21 protein-coding genes are annotated in these 22747 nt (G+C 70.5%); 14 read left to right on the forward strand and 7 right to left on the reverse strand.

Annotation, left to right across the window (positions count from 1 at the left end):
- The first annotated feature begins 5 nt into the window (after positions 1-5).
- From paaA to paaE, 5 genes are read left to right on the forward strand one after another with little or no spacing between them, the layout of a single operon-like run.
- A complete protein-coding gene (gene paaA, locus FDZ84_RS30715; RefSeq protein WP_168590461.1) occupies positions 6-959 on the forward strand; it encodes a 1,2-phenylacetyl-CoA epoxidase subunit PaaA in 954 nt (317 codons plus the stop codon).
- A complete protein-coding gene (gene paaB / locus FDZ84_RS30720; protein ID WP_168588724.1) occupies positions 956-1267 on the forward strand; it encodes a 1,2-phenylacetyl-CoA epoxidase subunit PaaB in 312 nt (103 codons plus the stop codon). The genes paaA and paaB overlap by 4 nt, the downstream gene beginning before the upstream one ends.
- Positions 1268-1277: 10 nt before the next feature.
- Positions 1278-2168 (forward strand): 1,2-phenylacetyl-CoA epoxidase subunit PaaC, encoded by an 891-nt coding sequence (gene paaC / locus FDZ84_RS30725; protein ID WP_168588725.1) that lies wholly within the window; start codon positions 1278-1280, stop codon positions 2166-2168.
- Complete coding sequence (gene paaD, locus FDZ84_RS30730) at positions 2162-2680, forward strand: 1,2-phenylacetyl-CoA epoxidase subunit PaaD (RefSeq protein WP_168588726.1); 519 nt, start codon at positions 2162-2164, stop codon at positions 2678-2680. The genes paaC and paaD overlap by 7 nt, the downstream gene beginning before the upstream one ends.
- A gap of 1 nt (position 2681) precedes the next feature.
- The gene (paaE, locus tag FDZ84_RS30735; protein ID WP_168588727.1) at positions 2682-3800 is read left to right on the forward strand and encodes a 1,2-phenylacetyl-CoA epoxidase subunit PaaE; all 1119 of its coding nucleotides are present in this window, start codon (positions 2682-2684) and stop codon (positions 3798-3800) included.
- Positions 3801-3804: 4 nt separating this feature from the next.
- Here the strand turns inward: paaE and FDZ84_RS30740 are convergent, their stop codons facing one another.
- The 4 genes from FDZ84_RS30740 to FDZ84_RS30755 form a co-directional block, all read right to left on the reverse strand.
- A complete protein-coding gene (locus tag FDZ84_RS30740) occupies positions 3805-4776 on the reverse strand; it encodes a Ku protein (RefSeq protein ID WP_168588728.1) in 972 nt (323 codons plus the stop codon).
- A gap of 81 nt (positions 4777-4857) precedes the next feature.
- The gene (gene selB / locus FDZ84_RS30745) at positions 4858-6678 is read right to left on the reverse strand and encodes a selenocysteine-specific translation elongation factor (protein ID WP_168588729.1); all 1821 of its coding nucleotides are present in this window, start codon (positions 6676-6678) and stop codon (positions 4858-4860) included.
- Positions 6678-7967 carry an L-seryl-tRNA(Sec) selenium transferase gene (gene selA, locus FDZ84_RS30750; protein ID WP_210435778.1) on the reverse strand — a complete coding sequence of 430 codons (1290 nt, stop codon included), beginning with the start codon at positions 7965-7967 and terminating at the stop codon, positions 6678-6680. The genes selB and selA overlap by 1 nt, the downstream gene beginning before the upstream one ends.
- Positions 7968-8005: 38 nt before the next feature.
- Entirely contained in the window at positions 8006-8668 is a 663-nt protein-coding gene (locus FDZ84_RS30755) for a TetR/AcrR family transcriptional regulator (RefSeq protein ID WP_168588731.1), read from the reverse strand.
- A gap of 169 nt (positions 8669-8837) precedes the next feature.
- Here FDZ84_RS30755 and fdh point away from each other — a divergent pair, with 169 nt between their 5' ends.
- The 7 genes from fdh (at position 8838) to FDZ84_RS30795 (ending at position 17942) form a co-directional block, all read left to right on the forward strand.
- Positions 8838-12113, forward strand: a complete 3276-nt coding sequence (fdh, locus tag FDZ84_RS30765; RefSeq protein ID WP_246868552.1) for a formate dehydrogenase — start codon at positions 8838-8840, stop codon at positions 12111-12113.
- Between the two features lie 4 nt (positions 12114-12117).
- Positions 12118-13005, forward strand: a complete 888-nt coding sequence (locus FDZ84_RS30770) for a 4Fe-4S dicluster domain-containing protein (protein WP_168588733.1) — start codon at positions 12118-12120, stop codon at positions 13003-13005.
- A gap of 17 nt (positions 13006-13022) precedes the next feature.
- Entirely contained in the window at positions 13023-13913 is an 891-nt protein-coding gene (gene nrfD, locus FDZ84_RS30775) for an NrfD/PsrC family molybdoenzyme membrane anchor subunit (RefSeq protein WP_168590462.1), read from the forward strand.
- Positions 13914-14182: 269 nt separating this feature from the next.
- A complete protein-coding gene (locus FDZ84_RS30780) occupies positions 14183-15028 on the forward strand; it encodes a siderophore-interacting protein (protein ID WP_168588734.1) in 846 nt (281 codons plus the stop codon).
- 474 nt (positions 15029-15502) lie between these two features.
- Positions 15503-15814: a hypothetical protein gene (locus FDZ84_RS30785; RefSeq protein WP_168588735.1), complete on the forward strand. Its 312-nt coding sequence runs from the start codon at positions 15503-15505 to the stop codon at positions 15812-15814.
- A 62-nt stretch (positions 15815-15876) separates the two neighbouring features.
- Positions 15877-17220 (forward strand): Mur ligase family protein, encoded by a 1344-nt coding sequence (locus FDZ84_RS30790; RefSeq protein ID WP_168588736.1) that lies wholly within the window; start codon positions 15877-15879, stop codon positions 17218-17220.
- Positions 17217-17942 (forward strand): type 1 glutamine amidotransferase, encoded by a 726-nt coding sequence (locus FDZ84_RS30795; RefSeq protein ID WP_371812710.1) that lies wholly within the window; start codon positions 17217-17219, stop codon positions 17940-17942. The genes FDZ84_RS30790 and FDZ84_RS30795 overlap by 4 nt, the downstream gene beginning before the upstream one ends.
- A 3-nt stretch (positions 17943-17945) precedes the next feature.
- Here FDZ84_RS30795 and murJ read toward each other — a convergent pair whose 3' ends face one another.
- A complete protein-coding gene (gene murJ / locus FDZ84_RS30800; protein WP_168588737.1) occupies positions 17946-19574 on the reverse strand; it encodes a murein biosynthesis integral membrane protein MurJ in 1629 nt (542 codons plus the stop codon).
- Between the two features lie 130 nt (positions 19575-19704).
- Between murJ and FDZ84_RS30805 the strand changes: the two genes are divergently transcribed.
- Positions 19705-20178: a YkvA family protein gene (locus tag FDZ84_RS30805; RefSeq protein ID WP_168588738.1), complete on the forward strand. Its 474-nt coding sequence runs from the start codon at positions 19705-19707 to the stop codon at positions 20176-20178.
- 54 nt (positions 20179-20232) lie between these two features.
- Here the strand turns inward: FDZ84_RS30805 and FDZ84_RS30810 are convergent, their stop codons facing one another.
- Positions 20233-21432 (reverse strand): acyl-CoA dehydrogenase, encoded by a 1200-nt coding sequence (locus FDZ84_RS30810; protein WP_210435780.1) that lies wholly within the window; start codon positions 21430-21432, stop codon positions 20233-20235.
- A gap of 90 nt (positions 21433-21522) precedes the next feature.
- Between FDZ84_RS30810 and FDZ84_RS30815 the strand changes: the two genes are divergently transcribed.
- Positions 21523-22263: a TetR family transcriptional regulator gene (locus FDZ84_RS30815; RefSeq protein WP_168588739.1), complete on the forward strand. Its 741-nt coding sequence runs from the start codon at positions 21523-21525 to the stop codon at positions 22261-22263.
- Between the two features lie 135 nt (positions 22264-22398).
- Here FDZ84_RS30815 and FDZ84_RS30820 read toward each other — a convergent pair whose 3' ends face one another.
- Positions 22399-22551: a hypothetical protein gene (locus tag FDZ84_RS30820; protein WP_168588740.1), complete on the reverse strand. Its 153-nt coding sequence runs from the start codon at positions 22549-22551 to the stop codon at positions 22399-22401.
- Between the last annotated feature and the right edge of the window lie 196 nt (positions 22552-22747).

Below are 22747 nucleotides of genomic sequence, written 5' to 3' on the forward strand. Positions count from 1 at the left end.
CCACGGTGGACCGGCTCGACGACGCCGAGCTGCAGCAGCACTTCGACGAGCGGATCGTGCACGACCAGCGCATCGAGCCGCGGGACTGGATGCCCGAGGGCTACCGCAAGACCCTCGTGCGGCAGATCGCCCAGCACGCGCACTCCGAGATCATCGGCATGCAGCCGGAGGGCAACTGGCTGACCCGCGCCCCGAGCCTGCGGCGCAAGGCGATCCTGCTCGCGAAGGTGCAGGACGAGGCGGGGCACGGGCTCTACCTGTACTCCGCGGCCGAAACTCTCGGAGTGGACCGTTCGGAGCTGACCGAGAAGCTCATCGAGCGGCGGCAGAAGTACTCATCGATCTTCAACTACCCGACGCTGACCTTCGCCGACATCGGCGTCATCGGGTGGCTGGTCGACGGGGCGGCGATCTGCAACCAGGTGCCGCTGTGCCGCAGCTCCTTCGGTCCTTACGCGCGGGCCATGGTGCGGATCTGCAAGGAGGAATCGTTCCACCAGCGGCAGGGCTACGAGCTGCTGATGACGATGATGCGCGGCACCACGGAGCAGCGGGAGATGGTGCAGGACGCGACGAACCGCTGGTGGTGGCCGTCGCTGATGATGTTCGGCCCACCGGACGGCGACTCGCCCAACACCCAGCAGTCCATGGCGTGGCGGATCAAGCGGCACACCAACGACGAGCTCCGGCAGAAGTTCGTCGACATGACCGTGCCGCAGGCCGAGGCGCTCGGCGTCACGCTGCCCGACCCGGAGCTGCGCTGGAACGACGAGCGCGGGCACCACGACTTCGGCGAGCCGGACTGGTCCGAGTTCAAGCGGGTCATCGCCGGCAACGGGCCCTGCAACGAGGAGCGGCTGGCCCGGCGCCGGGCCGCGCACGAGCAAGGGCAGTGGGTGCGCGACGCGGCAGCGGCCCACGCTGCCAAAAAGGCCGTACGGGAGGAGGTCGCGCGATGAGTCCGGACGCCGAGACCGGCGCACCGCGGTCCTCGTGGCCGCTGTTCGAGGTTTTCGTCCGCGGCAAGCGGGGTCTGAACCACGTGCACGTGGGCTCGCTGCACGCCGCGGACGAGCAGATGGCGCTGCACAACGCCCGCAACCTCTACACCCGCCGCAACGAGGGCGTGAGCATCTGGGTGGTCCGAGCGGACGCGATCACCGCGTCCAGCCCGGACGAGAAGGACCCGTTCTTCGCACCCAGCGGCGACAAGGTGTACAGGCACCCGACGTTCTACCGGATCCCCGACAACGTTCCGCACATTTGAGGTCATCCCGATGTCGTTCGACAACGCCTACCAGGCGCTGACCGCCGCGGAGCCCGACGGCGAGTCCCGCTGGGCCTTCGGCACCGGCTTCGACGATCCGCTGTCCGGAGTGGACACCGCGCTGCCGGACGGCGTGGACGGCGTCGCGTTCGCCCGGTACTGCCTGATGCTCGGCGACGACGCACTGATCGCCTCGCAACGGCTGACCGAGTGGGTCACCTACGCGCCGGAGCTGGAGGACGAGCTGGCGCTGGCCAACATCGCGCTCGACCTGCTGGGCCAGGCACGGCTGCTGCTGGCCCGCGCCGGGCAGGCCGACGGCAGCGGGCGCGGCGAGGACGAGCTGGCGTACTTCCGCGACGAACGGGAGTTCCGCAACGTGCGGCTGGTCGAGCCGCCCAACGGCGACTTCGCGCACACCATCGCCCGGCTGCTGGTTTTCTCGACGTGGCGCCTCGCGCTGTTCGCCCGGCTCGCCGAATCGCGCGACCCGGTGCTGGCGGCGATCGCGGCCAAGGGGGTCAAGGAGTTGGCTTACCACCGCGAGTACACGGCACAGTGGATGGTCCGGCTCGGTGACGGCACCGAGGTGTCCCATGTGCGGATGCAGCAGGGGCTCGACGCGGTGTGGCCGCGGGTCGACGAACTGTTCGTGCCGAACGCGACCGACCAGGAGATGGTCGCGGTCGGCGTCGGCACCGACCCGGCACAGGCGCGTGCCGAGTTCGACGACGTCCTGGAGCAGGTCGTCGCGGCGGCCACCTTGCAGCGGCCCGAGGCTTCGGCGCTGGCCGGGGTGGCCGAGCAGACCGGCCGGGACGGCATCCACACCGAGCACCTGGGCTACCTGCTCGCGGAGATGCAGAGCCTGGCCCGAGCGCACCCGGAGGCGGCATGGTGACGAGCACGAAGCCGGACCTCCGGCACGCCCGGGCGGTTGCCGAGTCGGTCACCGACCCGGAGCTGCCGGTGCTGACGCTGGCCGACCTCGGGGTCCTGCGCGGCGTCGAGCTCGCCGGAGACGGGAAGGTCATCGTGTCGATCACGCCCACCTACTCGGGCTGCCCGGCGATGCCCGAGATGCGCGCGGACCTCAGCAATCGGCTGAGCGAGGCCGGTTTCACCGACGTCGAGGTGCGCACCGTGCTGGACCCGCCGTGGACCACCGACTGGATCAGCACGGCAGGGCGGCAGAAGCTCGCCGAGTACGGCATCGCCCCGCCGGGGGCCGCTCCGCAGCGCGCCGCCGGCCCGGTGCCGCTGACGCTGACCTCGCCGCGGACCCGGGTCCGCTGCCCGCAGTGCGGTTCGCCAGACACCGAGCAGGTCTCGCGGTTCGGCGCGACCGCGTGTAAGGCGCTGCGCCGATGCCGCTCGTGCCACGAACCGTTCGAGCACATCAAGGAGATCTGACGTGGTCCGTCCCGCCCCCGTCGACCCACCCGCGGCCCCCGCACCGGCGCGGACCGGCCGTCGCCGCACGTCGTTCCACCCGCTGCGGGTCAGCCACGTGGAGCGGCTGTGCGAGGACGCGGTCGCCGTCAGCTTCGACGTCCCACCGGAGCTCGCCGAGGATTTCGCCTTCAAGCCGGGCCAATCGCTGACGCTGCGCCGCCGGGTCGACGGCCGCGAGGAGCGCCGGTCGTACTCGATCTGCGCCCCACACGGCGCAACACCCCGGATCGGCGTGCGCCACGTGCCGGGCGGGTTGTTCTCCAGCTGGCTGGTGCAGGAGGTGCGGCCCGGCGACGAGATCGAAGTGCTGCCGCCGACGGGCAGCTTCACCCCAGACCTGACCACACCCGAGCGGCACGTGTGCATCGCCGCCGGATCGGGGATCACGCCCGTGCTGTCCATCGCGGCATCGGTGCTGCGCGAGACGGACGCGACCGTCACGTTGCTCTACGGCAACCGGCGCAGCGACACAGTGATGTTCGCCGACGAGCTCGCCGACCTGAAGGACCGCTACCCGACGCGGCTGGAGCTGGTGCACGTGCTTTCGCGGGAACCGCGCGAGTCGGAGCTGTTCACCGGCCGGTTGGACGCGACGAAGATCCGGGCGATGCTATCCACGGTGGTCGACGCCGACTCGGTGGACCAGTGGTGGTTGTGCGGGCCGTTCGGCATGGTCAGCGACGCGCAGGACGTGCTGCGCGAAAGCGGCGTCGTCAACGGACGAATCCACCAGGAGCTGTTCTACGTCGAGGACGTGCCGCCGGAACCGGCGCGCCACGAGGAGCCGACGGTGCAGGGGCCGACGAGCGAGGTCACGGTGGTGCTCGACGGCCGTTCGACGCCGATGTCGCTGCCCCGCGACGTCCCGGTCCTGGACGCGGCCCAACGGGTCCGCCCCGACCTGCCGTTCGCCTGCAAGGGCGGCGTCTGCGGCACCTGCCGGGCGAAGGTCACCTGCGGCGAAGTCCGCATGCGCCGCAACTTCGCCCTGGAGGAATCGGAAGTGGCGGACGGGTTCGTCCTCACCTGCCAATCGCTCCCGACCACCGACACGGTCACGGTCGACTTCGACGCCTGATCAATCAGGAGGCCTTGCGGGAGCGGGAGCGGCGGCCTTCGGTGCCGGTGGGCTTCTCCGTCGCCTCGGCGACCGCCTTCTCGAGTTCGGCCCGCTTCAACCTGGTGCGGCCCTTGATGCCCAGCCGCTTGGCCCGGTCGTCGAGCTCGGCCTTGCTCAGCTCGGACAGGTCCTCCTCGGATCGCGCGGGCTTGCGGCCCTTGCGCGCCTCGTCGACGCTGCGCCGCAGCGCCTCGGTCAGGTCGGTGACGTCCGTCGGCTTCGGCGGTTCCTCCGCCGCCACCACCTCGCCGCCGCGCGCCTTCTCCGCCAGCAGCTCCTCGACCTTCGCGGTGTAGGTGTCCTCGTATTGCTCCGGTTCCCACGGCCCGCTCATCGACTCGATGATCGTGGTCGCCATCTGCAGTTCCTTCTCCGACGGCTTCGCCTGCTCGCCGTCCTCTCCGACCAGTTCGCTCGGATCGCGGACTTCGTCGGCGAAGAACAGGGTGTTCAGCGCAAGCACGTTGTCGTCGGCGCGCACCGCCGTGAGGTACTGCTTGCCCCGCAGCACGAAGGTCGCGATTCCCGCTTGGCTGGTTTCGTGCATCGCCCGGCGCAGCAGGTTGTAGGGCCGGAAGTGCTCCTTGCTGTTGGGAGCCAGCCAGTAGGTCTTCTGGAAGTGCACGGGGTCGATCTCGGTGATGTCGACGAAGGTGGTGATGTCGATGGTGCGGGAACGGCCGGGGGCGATCTCGTCGAGTTCGGACTGCTCGACGGTGATGACCCCGCCGTCGAACTCGCGGCCCTTGACGATGTCGTTGTAGCCGACTTCTTTGCTGGTGCGTTCGTTGACGCGCTTGTAGCGGATCCGGTCGGTGGTCCCGCGCTCGTACTGGTGGAACTGGATCGTGTGGTCCTCGGTCGCCGCGTAGAGTCCGACCGGGATGGTGACGAGGCCGAAGTTGATCGAGCCGGTCCAGATCTTCCGCGGCATGGCTGCCTCCCATCGCCCCGGCGCCCGGGCGCCACCGGTGTTCACCATGCGGTGGTGGGCGCAAGATCGCAGAACTCCTGCTCATCGCCGTAGCGTCGAGTCGCTCTCGGTATTTCCCGGAGCCGGGGGTGGAGAAACAATGCGGTGGGTGCCGTCGGCCAGCCGTTGCGTCCGGCCGCAGCGAGCGAGCAGTTCCAGCAAGGGAACCGCAACGCGGCGCGACGTGTCCAGCGCCTGCCTGGCCTGGCTGAGGGTGAACGGCTCGGGCAGCGGCGCCAAGCGCGTAACGGCCGCTTGTTCGGCGTCCGGCAGGAGCACCAGGCCCGGGGCCAGGCGCAGTAGCGCGCCCGCGTGCGCGGCGGCGGCGAGTTCCCTGTCGCCGATTGCCAGTTCGGCGAGTTCGCCGGCCGTCGGGGCCTGGAACGGGTGGTCGATGAGCGCCCGCCGGATCGTTTCCACCGCGCGGTGCACGCGTTCGGGGAGCGGGGTTGGCCCCTTGTGCAGCCGTCCGTCCGACAGGGAGACACCGGCGGCTTCGGCGATTGGGGGCAGCAGAGCAGGATCGGGCAGGTCCAGGGCGCGGCGTGCGGCCTCGGTGGGCATGCCGGCTTCCAGCGGGTGCGTCTTGTGGTGCTGCGTCAGCAACTCGTCGAGGCGAGTGCCGAGTTCGTCGCGGTGTTCCTCGCCCAGCAGCCACCGCCCGGGCCCGGGCGGTGTGGCTCCCATCGCGCGAAGGTCGCCGGCGTGCATCAGGCCCCGTCGCCGCAGCTCGGCTGCCCCGTCGGGGCGGCCGTCCATGGTGTCCAGTTCGGCCGCTCGCGCGCGGGCCGCGCCCCGCCTGGTCAACTGCGGGGGGCGGACATCGAGCACCACGAGTCCCCCGCAGATGCGCCGGCTTCCAGGATCCCGCAGCAGCGCTCGGTCGCCGATGCGGAGGGGAAGCGGGGTGCGCAACGTCAGCCGCGCCGTGTCATGGCCGAGCGGCCGGACGCGCGCCCCGACCGCCGCCGCACCGATGTGCAGCACCAGGTCGCGGGGCAGCCGTGGTGTCGCGCCGGTTCCCACGGAAGTCGGCGAGGTCGCGCGGCGGATCCGGACGTCGAGGACATCGGTGGTCAGCCAGCGGTCCGGGGTCAGCAGCGCGTCGCCGCGCCGCACCTGGTCGAGGTCCACGCCGCGGAGGTTGACCGCCACGCGCGCCACAGCGCCGACCTGGTGCTCGGACGATCCGAGCGCCTGCAGGCCGCGGATCGTCACGTCCACGCCGGCGGGGTGCAGCTGGAGCCGGGCATCTTTGCGGAGGGTGCCTGCCGGAAGCGTGCCGGTCACGACCGTTCCAGCGCCGCGGATGGTGAACGTGCGGTCCACCCAGAGCCGCACATCGGCATCCCGGTCGGCTGCGGGCAGCCGGTGGATGAGCTCGTCGATCTGGTGCCGCAGCTCACCCAGGCCGGCTCCGGTGCGGCCGCTGACGTGCACGGTCGGGATGTCGGCCAGCGTGGTCGCGCGGAGCCGGTCGCGGGCCTGTTCGGCGGCGGCACAGGGGGCGGCCAGGTCGCAGCGGGTCACGGCGAGCAGGCCATGCCGCACGCCGAGTGCGTTCAAGGCGTCCAGGTGCTCGTCGGACTGCGGCATCCAGCCCTCATCGGCTGCGACGACGAACAGCACCGCCGGCACCGGACCGATGCCGGCGAGCATGTTCGGCACGAAGCGCTCGTGGCCGGGCACGTCGACGAAGGCGGCGGTGCAGCCGTCGGGCAGCCGGGTCCACGCGAACCCGAGGTCGATGGTCAGGCCCCGGCGGCGTTCCTCCGCCCAGCGGTCCGGCTCCATGCCGGTGAGCTCGCGGATCAGCGTCGACTTGCCGTGATCCACGTGTCCGGCGGTGGCGATGACGTGCATCAGTCCACCGCCAGCACCGCGCGACGCAGGTCGTCGTCGTGTTCAGGGGAGAGCGCGGCCAGGTCCAGCAGGCAGCGACCGCGTTCGGTGCGGGCGAGGACCGGCGGGCAGCCCTCGCGCAGGAGCTTCGCGAAACGTTCGGGGAGCACAACCGCCGCGCTGGGCAGCGTGACATCGGGCGCGCCGCCACCGCCGACAGTCGCCTCGCTGCGTTGCACCGAGGCCGGGACGCCGGCCGCGTTGAGCGCATCCGCGAGCCGTTCGGCGCGGATCAGCAGTTGCGCCTGGTCTTGGCGCAGCCGCTGCGCGGTCGGCGTGCTCGGGCCGCGAAGGGTGGCTTCCAACGCGGCGAGGGTGAGCTTGTCGACGCGCAGCGCGCGGGCCAGCGGATGCCGCCGAAGCCGGTGCACGATCTCGGCGCTGCCCAGCAGCAGGCCCGCTTGCGGCCCGCCGAGCAGCTTGTCCCCGCTGGCGATGACCAGATCGGCTCCGTCGGCAAGTGTCGTGGTCGCGTCCGGTTCCTGCGGCAGGGCCGGATGCGGGTGCGGCAGTCCCGAGCCGATGTCGACCACCACCGGCACCTCGAGTTCACGCAGCGCGGAGACCGGGACGGCAGCGGTGAAGCCGCGGATCATGAAGTTCGACGGGTGCACCTTGAGGACGAAGCCGGTGTCCGGGCCCAGCGCCGACCGGTAGTCGTCCAGCCGGACCCGGTTGGTGGTGCCGACCTCGCGCAGCCTCGCGCCCGTTGCTGTGAGGAGTTCGGGAATGCGGAATCCGTCGCCGATCTCGACCATTTCGCCGCGCGCCAACACGATTTCGCGGCCTTGGGCGAGTGCGGTCGCCGCGAGGGCGAGCGCTGCGGCACCGTTGTTGACTACGTGCGCGGCCTCCGCGCGCGGCACGGCGGCGAGCAGCGCCGCGATGGCGGCCGCACCACGCGGGCCCCGCCGGCCGGTGTGCAGGTCGAGTTCGACGTTCGTGGTTCCGGCGGCCTGCTGCAGGGCGTGGATAGCCGCGTCCGACAGCGGTGCGCGCCCGAGATTGGTGTGCAGTAGCACGCCGGTCGCGTTGAGCACCGGCCGAATGCTCGACGCGGAACCCGGCAGCGCGGCCAGGGTTTCGGGGACGACCCGATCCGGCTCGATCTCGCCGTTGCGGGCGCGCTCCTGCGCCAGGTGCACGGCCTGCTTGACCAGCCGGTGGCCGAGCCGCGCGGTCGCGGCGGCCACCTCGGGATCGGCCAGCACCCGGTCGGTGCCGGGCACACGCCGCCGCGGATCGGCCATGACCGGACTATAGGACTGTTCCCGGGTTCGCAAGGGACTCATCCCGCATCCTTGATCGCTGAACCGACCACGTCGGCGGCCTGCGCGAGGCCGCCCGCCGTCTCGTCGAGCACCTGGGCGAGGATCTCGCGCAGCGGCGTGCCGTCGGTGCAGACCAGCCAGCTGTGCATGGCCGAACCGAAGCAGCTCATCAGGATGATCGACCAGGCGACCGTGTGCGGGTCGTCGGTCCCGGCGCCCGACCGCTGCGCGACCAGGCCCGCCATGTCCTGGACTGAGCGCTGCTTGATGAGGTGCATCTCGTAGTCGCCGGCGTTCTCCAGGCTGTCGAGCAGTTCGGCGCGCATCAGGTGCTGCGCGCGGTCGAGCTCGGCGCGTTCGGCCGCGTCGAGCAGCGCCGCGGCCAGCGAGCGCATCGGGTGCTCGCCGGCGGGACGGGTGGCCAGCACCTCGCGCATCCGCTCCGCCTCCCGGTTCTGGTCGCCGAACAGGACGGCGTCCTTGCTGGGGAAGTGGCGGAAGAACGTGCGCGGAGCGATGTCGGCGGCCTCGGCGATCTGCTCCACCGTGGTGTGGGCGAAGCCCTGCTCGGCGAACAGCTTCAGGGCCGCCGCCTCGATGGCCGCGCGGGTGCGCATCGTCCGGCGGTGGCGGCGGTCCTGGGGTTCGGGAGCGGGATTGGGCGCCGCGGCGGCCGTCATACCTGCCAGATTCGTCCCAGCTCAGGACCAGGTCAAGCGTGTTTCGTGACAAATGTCAGTCCTGCCACAACATGGCGAGGCAGCACGCGAGCAGCGCTGAACTTGCACCACCCCGGCAACGGGTTTTCCCTGGAGACCGCGAGCCGCACTCTCCTAGGGAGAACGCGAGATGGTCGAGTGGTTGCGTTGGCCGGTGGTGAGCCAGCTGACCGGGACGGACCCGCTGGGCAGGGGCCTGGCCGCCCGGTCGCGGCGCACCGATGAGCGGCGGGCGCGCACCGAGGACGCGGACTCGGTGGTCCGGTCGGTGTGCCCGTACTGCGCGGTGGGCTGCGGCCAGCGGGTCTTCGCCCGGGACGGGGCTGTCACGCAGGTCGAGGGCGATCCCGATTCGCCGATCAGCCGCGGGCGGCTGTGCCCGAAGGGCTCGGCCAGCCGCGAACTGGTGACCTCGCCGCTGCGGCAGACGAAGGTTCGCTACCGGCGCCCGCACGGCACCGCGTGGGAGGACCTCGACCTCGACACCGCGTTGGACATGATCGCCGACCGGGTGCTGGCCACCCGGGCCGCCACCTGGCAGGACGCCGACGCCGATGGCAGGCCGCTGCGGCGCACGATGGGCATCGCGAGCCTCGGAGGAGCGACCCTCGACAACGAGGAGAACTACCTCATGAAGAAGCTCTACACCGCCCTCGGCGCGATCCAGGTGGAGAACCAGGCGCGCATTTGACACTCCTCCACGGTGCCCGGTCTGGGCACCTCGTTCGGGCGCGGCGGCGCCACCACGTTCCAGCAGGACCTCGCCAACGCGGACTGCATCCTCATCCAGGGGTCCAACATGGCCGAGGCGCACCCGGTCGGCTTCCAGTGGGTGATGGAGGCCAAGCGGCGCGGCGCCACGATCATCCACGTCGATCCGCGGTTCACCCGGACCTCGGCGCTGGCGCACCGGCACGTCGCGCTGCGCGCGGGCAGCGACATCGCGTTCCTCGGGGCGCTGATCAACTACGTGCTGACCAACGACGCCTACTTCCACGACTACGTGGCGATCTACACCAACGCCCCGATGATCGTCGGCGAGGACTTCCGCGACACCGAAGACCTCGACGGCGTGTTCTCCGGCTTCGACGCCGAAACGGGCACCTACGACACGGCGACCTGGCAGTACGAGGGAAGCACCGCGGTCCCGGCGGTCGGCGGCCACGGCCCGGAGAGCACGCCGCCCACGACGGCGCACGAACGCGAGCGCGACACCAGCCGGCCGGAGCGCACCGGATCGGGCGGCCCGGTCTACCGCGGCCGCGCCGCCACCGACCCGACGCTGCAACACCCCCGCTGCGTTTTCCAGCTGCTCAAGCGGCATTACGCCCGCTACACGCCGGAAGTGGTGGAGGAGGTGTGCGGGGTGCCGCGGGCGACCTTCCAGTGGGTCGCCGAGCAGCTGGTGGCCAACTCGGGCCGGGAGCGCACCACGGCCATCGCCTACGCGGTCGGCTGGACACACCACACCGTGGGCGTGCAGTACATCCGTGCCGCCTCGATCCTGCAGCTGCTGCTGGGCAACATCGGCCGGCCCGGCGGCGGAATCCTGGCCCTGCGCGGGCACGCCAGCATCCAGGGCTCCACGGACATCCCGACGCTGTTCAACCTGCTGCCCGGCTACATCCCGATGCCGCACGCGCACGTGGACTTCGACCTGGACACCTTCGTCGCGTCGGACGAACTCGCCCGCGGCTACTGGGGGAACATACGCTCCTACCTGGTCAGCCTGCTCAAGTCCTGGTGGGGAGAGCACGCCACGGCCGACAACGACTTCTGCTTCGACCGGCTGCCGCGGCTGACCGGCGACCACAGCACCTTCCAGACCACGATCGACCAGATCGAAGGGCGTTGCAAGGGCTACTTCGTCGTCGGCGAGAACCCGGCCGTGGGCACCGCGAACGCCCGCCAGCAGCGGATGGGCCTGGCCAACCTGGACTGGCTCGTGGTGCGCGACCTCAACCTGATCGAGACGGCCACCTTCTGGAAGGACGGCCCGGAGATCGAGACCGGGGAGATGCGCACCGAGGACATCGGCACCGAGGTGTTTTTCCTGCCCGCCGCCGCGCACACCGAGAAGGACGGCAGCTTCACCAACACCCAGCGGCTGCTGCAGTGGCACCACAAAGCCGTTCCGCCGCAAGGGGATCAGCGCAGCGACCTGTGGTTCTTCTACCACCTGGGGCGGCGGGTCCGGGAGAAGCTCGAACCGCAGGGCGAGCGGGACCGCGCGCTGCTGGAGCTGACCTGGGACTACCCGACCGAAGGCGACATCGACGAGCCGAGCGCGGCAGCCGTGCTCCAGGAGATCAACGGCTTCGACGCCGACGGCAACCCGCTGTCGTCCTACACGCAGCTGCGCGCGGACGGTTCGACGCGCTGCGGCTGCTGGATCTACTGCGGAGTGTTCGCCGATGGGATCAACCAGTCGGCCAGGCGGCGCCCCGGACGGGAGCAGTCATGGGTCGCGCCCGAGTGGGGCTGGGCCTGGCCGGCCAACCGGCGGCTGCTCTACAACCGCGCGTCGGCGGATCCGGCCGGCCGGCCGTGGAGCGGGCGCAAGGCCTACGTCTGGTGGGACGGCGAGCGCGGCGAGTGGACCGGCCACGACATCCCGGACTTCGACAGGGGCAAGCGCCCGGACTACGTGCCCACGCCGGAGGCCACCGGCCCGGAGGGCATCGCGGGCACCGAGCCGTTCATCATGCAGAGCGACGGCCGGGGCTGGCTCTACGTCCCAGCCGGTCTGGTCGACGGTCCGCTGCCGGTGCACTACGAACCGCAGGAATCGCCGCTGCAGAACCGGATCCACGACGGCCAGCAGCGGAACCCGGCGCGGCAGGTGCACTCCCGGCCGGAGAACCGGTACCAGCCCAGCGGCGCCGAACCCGGCAGCGAGGTCTTCCCGTACGTGTTCACCACGTTCCGGCTCACCGAGCACCACACCGCCGGCGGCATGAGCCGGTGGCTGGCCCACCTGTCGGAGCTGGCCCCGGCGATGTTCCTGGAGGTCTCCCCGGAACTGGCGGCCGAACGCGGGCTGCGCCACCTGGACTGGGCGACCGTGGTCACGGCCCGCAACGCGATCGAGGGCCGCGTCCTGGTGACCTCCCGGATGCGGCCGCTGCGCCACGGCGAGCGCACCGTCCACCAGATCGGCATCCCGTGGCATTGGGGACCCAACGGGCTGACCGTCGGCGACGCCGCCAACGAGCTGATCAACGTGGCGCTGGACCCGAACGTGCACATCATGGAGACCAAGGCGGGCAGCTGCGACATCCGCCCGGGCCGCCGCCCGCGCGGCGCGGCGCTGGTCCGCTACGTCGAGGAGTACCGCAGGCGCGCCGGGATCACCGAGCGCACCGGCACGGAGCACGCCGACAGCCCGAGGCGCGGAGGGGAGTGAGGTCGTGGATTCGAATCGGTTGAGCGGCCCGCTGGCGGATCCGGCGGGGGAGGCGGGTTACCCGTCGGATCACCCCGACCGAGTCGGCTTCTTCACCGACACCAGCGTGTGCATCGGGTGCAAGGCGTGCGAGGTCGCTTGCAAGGAGTGGAACCTGCTGCCCGAGGACGGCCTCGACCTCACCGGAATGTCCTACGACAACACCGGCGCGCTCGGCGCGACGACCTGGCGGCACGTGGCCTTCGTGGAACAACACGGGTCCACTGGGTCCACTGGGTCCATTGGGTCCACTGTGGACCTGGGGATGCCGGGCATGGGCGAGGACCAGGTGCGCTGGCTGATGTCCTCGGACGTGTGCAAGCACTGCACGCACGCCGCATGCCTGGACGTCTGCCCGACCGGGGCGTTGATACGCACCGAGTACGGGACGGTGCTGGTGCAGGACGACATTTGCAACGGCTGCGGGTACTGCGTACCGGCCTGCCCGTACGGGGTGATCGATATCCGCCCGGACACTGGCGGCGCGGCCAAGTGCACGATGTGCCAGGACCGGTTGGGTGCCGGGCTCATGCCGGCCTGCGCCACGGCGTGCCCGACGGAATCCATCCAGTACGGTCCGCTCGACGAGCTCCGCGACCGCGCCGGGCAACGCGTCGCGGAGCTGCACGAGCAGGGCATCACCGAGGCCCGGCTCTACGGCCACGACCCGGCCGACGGGGTCGGCGGCGACGGTGCGTTCTTCCTGCTGCTGGACGAACCCGAGGTGTACGGGCTGCCGCCGGACCCGGTCGTGACGACGCGCGATCTGCCCTCGATGTGGCGGCATGCGGCGGGTGCGGCGCTGACCGCGGCGGCGGTGATCGTCGGGTGCTTCGTCGGGGGCAAGCGGTGAAGCGCGGCGACCGGCTGATGGTGCCCGAGGCGGAGTTCCGGTCCTACTACGGCCGGCCGGTGCTCAAGCAGCCGGTGTGGAAGGTGCCGGACGTGCCCGCGTACCTCTACCTCGGCGGGCTGGCCGGGGCGTCGTCGACGATGGCGCTGTGCGCCGACCTCACGGGTCGTCGCCGGCTGGCCCGCTCCGGGAGGCTGGCCGCAGCGGTGGGGGCGACGGCCAGCGTCGGTGCGTTGATCCACGACCTCGGCCGCCCCGCGCGGTTCCTGAACATGCTCCGAGTGCTGAAGCCGACGTCGCCGCTGAGCGTCGGTTCCTGGATCCTGGCGCCGTTCTCGGCTTTGTCGGGTGCGGCCGCGGCCAGCGAGATCACCGGGCGGCTGCCTGCGCTGGGCCGGGCGGCGGCCACGACGGCCGGGGTGATCGCGCCCGCGATGACGACCTACACCGCGGTGCTGCTGGCCGATACGGCGGTGCCGGGCTGGCACGCGGCCTACCGCGAGCTGCCCTTCCTCTTCGCCGGGAGTGCGGTGTCGAGCGCGGGAGCGGTGGGCATGCTCGCCGCGCCGGCCGAATCGGCTCCGGCCCGCCGGATGGCCGTGGCCGGGGCGGCGCTGGAGTTCGCGGCGGAACGGAGCATGCACCAGCGGACCGGCATGGTCGGCGAGGTGTACCGGCAGGGGCGCGCGGGCGCGGCGTGGCGGGCGGCCCGCGTGCTGACCGGCCTCGGCGCGGGCGCGGCGCTGTTCGCCGGGCGCAGCCGACCGGCGGCGATCGCCTCGGGGCTGTGCTTGACGGCCGGGGCCGTCGCGACGCGGTACGCGATCTTCGAAGCCGGCCGCGCCTCGGTCAGCGACCCCCGCTACACCGTCGTTCCCCAACGCGAACGCCTCGACGCACGCCGTTGACCTTTCTTTTCGTCTGATCGGGGCAAGGTCGAAGCCGACTCGGCGAGCGGTTGGTGCCCGACTACGCCCTCTTCCAGTTGGAGGCGGATCTGCGGTGGCACCGAATGACCCGATTGATTAACTATAACTATGAGTTCAGTGTCAATCAAAATTGATCCGATCGAGTGCGGTGGATCATGTTGTGCTGCAAACCTTCGGAAAAGTGGTTAGGTTAGCCTTCGTTAAAGCGTTGGTCGTCGCGCCGACGAATGCAGATCCGGAGTTCCCGCATGACGATCTCAAGTCCGCCGCGGCTCGAACTGGGCGCCGAGGCCCTGCCGTTCCGGTTGTTCCGGATCGAGGTCGCCGAGGTGCACCGGTTGAGCCGACGCCTGGTTCGAATCACTTTCACCGGCCCCGAACTGTCGGCGATGACCAGCGGCGGGCTCGACCAGCGGGTCAAGCTGATCTTCCCGCTGCCCGGGCAGCGGGAGCCGATGGTTCCGGCGGGGGAGCGGCCGTACCAGGCGTTGCGCGCGTTGCCGTTGGAGATCCGGCCGAAGCTGCGCAGCTACACGGTGCGCGCCCACCGGCCCGAGCGCGACGAGTTCGACGTCGACTTCGTGTTGCACGGCGACACCGGTCCGGCCTCTGCCTTCGCCGGTCGGGCCCGGCCGGGGGACCGGTTGGTGGTGTACGCGCCGAACGCCGCATGGCCGGCCAGCTGCGGTGGCGTGGAGTTCCGCCTGGACGCGGTCCGCGACCGGGCGCTGCTGATCGGCGACGAGACCGCGCTCCCGGCGATCGCCGGCATCCTCGCGGCGCTTCCGGGCGGAGTGCGGGCGAAGGTCTACGTCGAGATCCCGGACGCGGCAGACGCCCAGTACCTCGCGAGCGCGGCGGAGGTCGAGTTGCACTGGCTGCCGCGCCGCGGGCGGCGTCCCGGTGCAGCGTTGCTCTCCGCGATCCGCGCCGCCGTGCTGCCTGGCGAGTGGTATGCGTGGCTCGCGGGGGAGACCGGGATGGTCGCCTCGCTGCGACGCCATCTGGTCGACGACCGGGGGTTCGACCGCTCCGCCGTGACATTCATGGGTTATTGGCGCCTCGGCAGGTCCGAGGACGAACCGAGGAGTTAGGGGCGGTTGACGCAGTGGGCGCGGAAATTCGAGCCACGCCCGTTCTTGGATTCGCCGACGCGAACCTGATCTTCCCGGGGCGGCAGCTGGGCGTGAAGTGACCCGCTCGGACGCGGCGCGCCACGGCTCATTTCAGCTTGCGGCGGCGCAGGTCGCTGCGGATGTCCCAGACGGTCCAGCTGATGCCGCCGAGCGCGATACCGGCCATCAGGATCAACACCAGTTCCTCGGTCACGGCGGGCTCCCTTCGGGCGGTGTGGGGCCGTCGAGATTGGTTTCTGAGCCTAATGACCGCTCGCTTGATCGCCGAACGTGTCGGGTTATAAAACCTGGTCAGGTGAACTGTCCAAATCGGCCGATCGTCCATCCGATGCCCAATTCCCCGCGCCGGAGCCGAATTCGGGGCGTCGTTCGAACGCGCGCCGCTGCCTCCCGCTTCTCACATTCCGTGTCATCGGATCATTACTTGGGTGAATGATCCCCGGCGGAGTGATTCATCGGCATGTTGGTGCCGGTCGCATCGCGCATTACCTCGATCATGTCCGTGGTCAATCCCCGGCCGCGTTCCTGGTGCCGGGAACGGCGCGCGCAGCGGAAGGAGGCCGCACGATGTTCTCCGGCCAACACGTCGCACTGGTCGAGTCGACCGCCCTGGACGGCTGGGTGGGCCCATCGGCGATCCTCGCCGGGCTCCTGTTGTTGATCGTCGCGCTGTTTCGCCGAACGCGCGCCACACTGGCCAAGAAGCGCCGGGCGGCGCGGCCAAGTGCGGCCGAATGGTGGTGACGCATCGCCCAGGGCCGGCCTAGGCGCACCGCGTGCCGGCGGGCGCCGAGGGGGAGGGATGCATGACCGACACCACGCGGGATTCCAGGGAAGCGACGGAGCGCACCCCGACCGAATACCCGTCGACCGATCAGCGCTGGCGGGTCGTTCCCGCTCCGGCGCTACCGCCAACGCGCGGCGCGCACCGGCAGGACCTGCGCACCACCATCGCGGTCGATCTGGGACGGCTGGCGGCGTCGATGTCACGGCGGCTCGGCATGGGCAGTGGCGGGATGATCGGCGGCAGACTCGCGTTGAGCGTACAACCGCGAGCCCTGCGAAGGCTGGCGTCCGGACGGCGTGTCGTGATGGTTACCGGCACGAATGGCAAGACGACGACCACGCAGATGGTGGCCGAGGCGCTGCGCTCCCGGGCTCCCGCGGTCAGCAACGGCACGGGCGCGAACATGCTCGACGGCCACGTCGCCGCGCTGATGACCCGGTCGGACGCCCCGTTCGCCGCGCTGGAGGTCGACGAGCTTCATCTGGTGCAGGTGACCGAGCAGTTCGAGCCGGCGGTGATCCTGCTGCTCAACCTGAGCCGGGATCAGCTCGACAGGGTCGGGGAGATCCGCACCGTCGTCGCGAGCCTGCGGCGCGCGCTAGCGCAGGCGCCGGGAGCGCAGGTGATCGCGAACCGGGATGATCCGAACATCGTCTTCGCCGCAGCCGGGCACCCGGCGGTCACCTGGATCTCCGGTGGGGTGCGGTGGAAGGACGACGCGTTGAACTGCCCGAACTGCGGCGAGTTCATCGGTGACACCGACCGGGGCTGGCGCTGCGCCTGCGGTCTGGCGCGTCCGGAGGCGGACTGGACGGTCACCGAGGCGGGGGCGCTCGCCGCGGACGGCTCCCAGCACGAGCTCGACTTGTCGCTGCCGGGCCACGTCAACCGCGTCAACGCGACGTTCGCGCTGGCTGCGGCGCTGCATCTGGGTTGTGATGAGGCGGCGTCGCTGGCGCGGATCGGCCGGATCTCGGAGGCCGCCGGTCGCTACCGAACGGTGCGACTGGCCGGTCGGGAGGTCCGGTTGCTGCTGGCGAAGAACCCCGCGAGCTGGCTGGAGATGCTCGACCTCGTCGGCCGCGAGGACCAGCCGCTGGTGCTGGTGGTCAACAGCCGCGAAGCCGACGGCCACGACGTCTCGTGGTTGTGGGACGTCGATTTCGAGGTGCTGCGCGACCGCCCGGTCTGGGTGGCGGGGGACCGGGCGCTGGATCTGGCGGTGCGGCTGCGCTACGCCGAGGTGCCCTGCGCCGTGGCGTCTGGTGTGGACGAGGCGCTGTCCGGGTCGGACCGCGGCGTGCCGGACGTGATCGCCAACTACACCGCCTTCCGCGACCTCGTGACGAGGAGCCGCCAATGATGCGCGACCGGGTCCGCCTCGCGCTTGTGCTGCCCGACCTGCTGGGCACCTACGGCGACCGGGGCAACGTGCTGGTGCTGGCGCAACGCTTGAAGTGGCGCAACATCGACAGCGAAACGGTGACGGTGCTGTCCTCCTCCGACGCGGTGCCGGAATCCTGTGACCTGTACCTGATCGGCGGCGGCGAGGACGTCGCGCAGATCGCCGCGGTGCGGTTCCTGCACCGAGGTCCGGGGTTGCGGCGCGCGGTGGACCGTGGCTCACCGGTGCTGGGCATCTGCGGCGGTCTGCAGGTGCTCGGGACGAGCTTCGTCACCGGCGACGGCGTCCAGCATGGTGGGCTGGGCCTGGTCGATGCTGCCACCGCGCCGGGCAGCGGACGAGCGATCGGCGAGGTGACCACCCAATCCACGTTGGGCGGCGTCGGGATGCTCACCGGGTTCGAGAACCACCTGGGCCGGACCCGGGTCGGTCCCGGATCGCGGCCGCTGGGCCGGGTGACCCGCGGCATCGGCAACGGTCACGACGACGCCGAAGGCGCGGTCAGCGGGCACGTCGTGTGCACCTACCTTCACGGACCGGTGCTGGCGCGAAATCCGAAGCTGGCCGATCTGCTACTGGAGTGGGCGATCGGCGAACCCCTGGAGCCGCTGCCCGATCCCCCGGAGCTTCGTTCGCTGCGCTCCGAACGGACCCGGCTGCACGTGCGCAACCGCAAGTGATTCTCAGCGGCGACGGACGATCCGGGCCAGCCGGTCGACGGCGGGTTTGAGTTCCGGGGCGCGGACCAGCGCCAGCACGCCGAAGCTGACCGCCAGCACCACGACCGTGTGCACGACCAGCGAGAACCACGCGTCGGTCACCGGTCCGAACGGGCCGAACGCGCTGCGCAAGCCGGCGAGGACCGCGATGCCGCAGCCGGAGCCGAGCAGGGTGGCCGCGAGCGTCCGCGCGATCCCGGCGAGGGTGCGCCTGGTCTGGACCGGGCCGACCCGGCAGTGCAACCAGAGCTGGCCGGCGATCGCGCCGACCACGAAGCTCACCGACATCGCCGCGGTGACCCCGATGACCAGGTCGCGCGGATCCAGCACGGCGAGCACGACGTAGCAAAGCACGCTGCGCACCAGCACCATGATCACGTTGATCCAGGTGGGTGTGCGGGCGTCCTTCATCGCGTAGAACGCGCGGAGCTGCAGCATCGTGATTGCGAAGGGCACGACGCCCAGCGCGGCGGCGGCCAGTGCCCAGCCGAGCCGGTCGGCGGCGGCCAAATCGCTTGCCCCCAGCGAGAAGAACGCGACGCCGATCGAGCCACCTGCCACCGCCAGCAGCGCGCTGATCGGCATCAGCAGCACGGCGCTCATCCGACTGCCCAACGACACGTCGGCGACGAATTCGACGGTGTCCTTGGCCGCCGCGGCGCGGCTGATCCGGGGCATCAGAGCCGTCAGCAGCGATACGCCGAGCACGCCGTAGGGGACCTGCGACAGCAGCCAGGCGTAGTTGAAGGTCGCGACGCTGCCGGTGGTGCCCTGCCCGGTGACGCGGGTGATCACCACCATGCCGACCTGGCTGACCAGCGTGTAGAGCACGACCCATCCGGCCAGCCCGCCGAACTCGGTCAGCCTGCGGTCCCAGCCCCACCGCCAGCGGTACCGGAAGCCGCTGCGGCGCAGCGAAACCGCCATGATCAACATCTGCGCGGTGATGCCCAGCGCGGTGCCGATGCCCAGGACCAGCAGTTTCGGTTCGCCCATGCGCACCGGGTGGGTGGTGATCTCGCCGGGGGCCATCGCGTACACCACAACTGTGGCGATCACGACGACGTTGTTGAACACCGGTACCCAGGCCGGGGTGCCGAACACGCCGCGGACGTTGAGGATCGCCTGCAGCAGCGCCGACATGCCGTAGCAGATGATGCCGGGCAGCAGCAGGTACGCGAACGCCGTGGTCAGCGCGGCGTTCGCGCGGGTGTCGGGGCCGAGGTAGAGCTCCGTGAGCAGCGGTGCGGCGGCCACCGCGGCGGTGGTGGCCGCGACCAGCAGCACGCCACCCATGGTGATCATCCACTGGGCGTAGACCTCGCCTTGCCGCGCGCCCTCCTGCTGCGCCCGGACCAGCAGCGGCACGGCGATGCTCGTGAGCACGCCACCGAGCAGCAGCTCGTTCACCACGGTCGGCAGCGTGTTCGCGACGGTGTAGGAGTCGTTGACCATGCCCAGCCCGAGGACGGCCACCAGCAACACCTTCGCCAGCAGACCGCTGACCCGGCTGACGGTGGTCGCCACCGCCATCGCCGCGCTGGCCCGGGCCAGCGAGGTGCCGTGCACGCGGGAATCGGCCTGATCGACCACGACGCCCCCAGCTCTCGACCTCACCTGCGCCGACCGTGCCACGAAAAGCCCGCCGTCGCCGCGCGACGCTCCACCGGCGTCCGATTCATGGCAACCTGATCACACCGACGTGAACGGGGGAGACGCATCGATGATCGTGATCGGCGGGCTGCTGCTGGTGGCCGGGGTGGTCGTGGCGATCGTGACCGGCGGAGACACGGCCGGGGGCTGGTTGCTGCCGGTTGCGCTGATCGCCGCCGGTGCCGGCATGCTCGTGGCCGGAACGGTCGCGGCGGCTCGGCGTCGCCTAGCGCTGCGGGCGGCGGTGCGCGCCCACCGGGCGGCGCCGGTGGGTGGCCCGCTGCGACGAGCCCGCGCGGTTCCGTCGATGATCGCCTCCACCGCCCGTGGCCGGAATCCCGTGCTGCCGCGCTACCAGCTCGCGCTCTGGCTGCTGGCCCTGGTGTACGTGGTCTCGCCGGTCGACTTCATCCCTGACTTCCTGCCGCTGCTGGGCATCGGGGACGACATCGGCGTCGGCACTTGGCTGCTGACCAGCCTGTACGCCGAATCGGGGAACTACCTCGCGGCGAAGGAGCAGCGCAGCGAGTTGGAAGCCGGATGACCGTCAGGTCGCGGTCGGCGTGGGCAGCTGCTTGCTGCCCCAACCGTTCGGGGCTCAGCCCTTGAGCAGCGAGCGGGCCATGACCATGCGCTGGATCTGGTTGGTGCCTTCGTAGATCTGGGTGATCTTGGCGTCGCGCATCATCCGCTCCACCGGGAAGTCGCGGGTGTAGCCGGCGCCGCCGAACAGCTGCACCGCGTCGGTGGTGACCTCCATGGCGACGTCCGAAGCGAAGCACTTGGCCGCGGCGGAGATGAACCCGAGGTTCGGCTCGCCGCGCTCGGCGCGGGCCGCGGCGACGTAGACCATGTGCCGCGCGGCTTCGACCTTCATGGCCATGTCGGCCAGCATGAACTGGACGCCCTGGAATCCGGAGATGGCCTTGCCGAACTGCTTTCGGTCCTTGACGTAGGCCAGAGCCTGTTCCAGCGCGCCCTGCGCGATGCCGACGGCCTGCGCGCCGATGGTGGGCCGGGTGTGGTCCAGCGTGCGCAGTGCGGTCTTGAACCCGGTGCCGGGTTCGCCGATGATCCGGTCGGCCGGGATGGTGCAGTCCTCGAAGTACAGCTCCGCGGTCGGCGAGCCCTTGATACCGAGCTTCTTCTCCTTCGGCCCCACCACGAACCCGGGGTCGTCGGCGTGCACCACGAACGCGCTGATGCCGTTGGTGCCCTTGTCCCGGTCGGTCACCGCCATCACGGTGTACCACTTGGATTCGCCGCCGTTGGTGATCCAGCACTTGCTGCCGTTGAGCACCCAGTGGTCGCCGTCGAGGCGCGCGCGGGTCTTCATCGACGCGGCGTCCGAGCCCGCCTCGCGCTCGGACAGCGCGTACGACGCGCTCGCCTCGCCGCTGGCGATCGAGGGCAGCACCTTCTTCTTGAGCTCCTCGGAACCGGACAGCAGGATCGGCATGGTGCCGAGCTTGTTGACCGCCGGGATCAGCGACGACGAGGCGCAGACCCGGGCGACCTCTTCGACCACGATGCAGGCGGCGACCGAGTCGGCGCCCTGCCCGTCGTAGGCCTCCGGCACGTGCACGGCAGCGAAGCCCGACTTCTCCAGCGCGTCGCGCGCCTCGCGCGGGAAGCGCTCCTGTTCGTCGACCTCGGCCGCGTACGGCGCGATCTCCTTGTCGGCCAGGGCGCGCACCGCCTCGCGCAGCGCCTCGTGCTCCTCGGCCAGCTGGTAGGTGCCGAAGTTCGGGTCCACCGGGTCCTCCTGGTTCCCGGCTTCCCGGCCGGGGTAGTTCATCTCCGCCCGCGCGATGGCGGACACCCTGCGCCGCCAATCGTAACGGCACTGAGTGCCACTTCCAAGATGGTGCCGGTGTATATTCCGGCCATGTCCGAGCCAGCGGCCCCGGCGCCCAGAACCCGCTCCGGCCGCACCCCGCACGGCCGCCGAAAGGTGCGCAGCGCCTTGGCGCTGGCCGCGATGGAGCTGTTCGCGGCGCAAGGCTTCGAAGCGACCACTGTGGATCAGATCGCCGAGGCGGCGGGAGTCGGTCGGCGCACCTTCTTCCGGTACTTCCGGTCCAAGGAGGACGTCGTGTTCCCCGGGCACGACGAACGGCTGGCTGAAGTGGTCGAGCGGCTCGACGCCGCCGACCCGGCGGCAGACCCGGTGGTGGTGCTCGGGCGGACCGCCGAGGTGGTGCTGGAGATGTACCTCGCCGAGCCGGAGGTCTCGCTCAAGCGCTCGGAACTGACTCGCGAGGTCTCTTCGTTGCGGGACAAGGAAATCGCCAGCATCGATCGCTACCAGCGGGTGTTCGCGCGTTACCTCCGCGATCGTTTTTCCGGGGAGCCGGGCGGGGACCTCCGAGCCGCGGTGGTGGCTGCGGCGGTGGTCGCGGCGCACAACCATGTGCTCCGGCAGTGGCTGAAGAGCGGGGGAGCGCTCGACGCGATGCAGATGCTGCGCGATGCGTTGCAGCAGGTGGCGGGCGCGATGTCGGGGCAGTGGGGCGAGGCGCATGCCGCCGAGGCGGGGGAGAACGTCGTTGTGGGCGTCGTGCGCACTGCGGCGCCTGCCGGCGTCGTGCTCAAGCACCTCGAAGAGGCACTGCGCGATCTCCGCTAGCGAGCGTGCGGCACCCAGTGTCAGAAACCATGTGATATGGAACGCTCGATCAAAAAGATCGATTGGTTCTATTGTTTCAGTGTTAGCCGAATCTAATCGGCAAAACGAGGTTGTACGAGGCGCTGACGGGGTGGATCAGTCGTAGCCGCGGATCAGGTGGCTTTCGTCGTGGTCGTCGTGGTCCGCGCCGGGTGCGGTTTCCACGCGGTCCTGGGTGGGTAGATGGATGTCCGGGGTGCGGGAGTCGGTGCGCTGCTGCGGGGCGGTGAAGTGGTCGGTGAGCGTCATGCCGGCTCCTATCGAAGCGGAAGTTATTGCCTGATGGTGCTTCTCGTGTAGGGAGATCGCATGCGCGGAGCGCGTTCGGTGATCAGAAATCGCCCGGTCGGGAGGAATGGATATTTATCTCTATGATATCAGTGATGACTGAAATGAATCTTCCTATCGGAACGTCCATCAAGCAGACTTGAAAAACGCGATGACA

The organism is Saccharopolyspora sp. ASAGF58 (assembly GCF_012277335.1).
GTDB classification, from domain to species: Bacteria; Actinomycetota; Actinomycetes; order Mycobacteriales; family Pseudonocardiaceae; genus Saccharopolyspora; species Saccharopolyspora hattusasensis.

Coding starts and splice junctions, on each gene's coding strand:
- paaB (WP_168588724.1), top strand. CDS start 956: ATGAGTCCGGACGCCGAGACCGGCGCACCGCGGTCCTCGTGGCCGCTG.
- paaC (WP_168588725.1), top strand. CDS start 1,278: ATGTCGTTCGACAACGCCTACCAGGCGCTGACCGCCGCGGAGCCCGAC.
- paaD (WP_168588726.1), top strand. CDS start 2,162: ATGGTGACGAGCACGAAGCCGGACCTCCGGCACGCCCGGGCGGTTGCC.
- FDZ84_RS30740 (WP_168588728.1), bottom strand. CDS start 4,776: ATGCCGCGGAAGATCTGGACCGGCTCGATCAACTTCGGCCTCGTCACC.
- selB (WP_168588729.1), bottom strand. CDS start 6,678: ATGCACGTCATCGCCACCGCCGGACACGTGGATCACGGCAAGTCGACG.
- selA (WP_210435778.1), bottom strand. CDS start 7,967: ATGGCCGATCCGCGGCGGCGTGTGCCCGGCACCGACCGGGTGCTGGCC.
- FDZ84_RS30755 (WP_168588731.1), bottom strand. CDS start 8,668: ATGACGGCCGCCGCGGCGCCCAATCCCGCTCCCGAACCCCAGGACCGC.
- nrfD (WP_168590462.1), top strand. CDS start 13,023: ATGGTGCCCGAGGCGGAGTTCCGGTCCTACTACGGCCGGCCGGTGCTC.
- FDZ84_RS30780 (WP_168588734.1), top strand. CDS start 14,183: ATGACGATCTCAAGTCCGCCGCGGCTCGAACTGGGCGCCGAGGCCCTG.
- FDZ84_RS30785 (WP_168588735.1), top strand. CDS start 15,503: ATGATCCCCGGCGGAGTGATTCATCGGCATGTTGGTGCCGGTCGCATC.
- FDZ84_RS30790 (WP_168588736.1), top strand. CDS start 15,877: ATGACCGACACCACGCGGGATTCCAGGGAAGCGACGGAGCGCACCCCG.
- FDZ84_RS30795 (WP_371812710.1), top strand. CDS start 17,217: ATGATGCGCGACCGGGTCCGCCTCGCGCTTGTGCTGCCCGACCTGCTG.
- FDZ84_RS30805 (WP_168588738.1), top strand. CDS start 19,705: ATGATCGTGATCGGCGGGCTGCTGCTGGTGGCCGGGGTGGTCGTGGCG.
- FDZ84_RS30810 (WP_210435780.1), bottom strand. CDS start 21,432: ATGAACTACCCCGGCCGGGAAGCCGGGAACCAGGAGGACCCGGTGGAC.
- FDZ84_RS30815 (WP_168588739.1), top strand. CDS start 21,523: ATGTCCGAGCCAGCGGCCCCGGCGCCCAGAACCCGCTCCGGCCGCACC.
- FDZ84_RS30820 (WP_168588740.1), bottom strand. CDS start 22,551: ATGACGCTCACCGACCACTTCACCGCCCCGCAGCAGCGCACCGACTCC.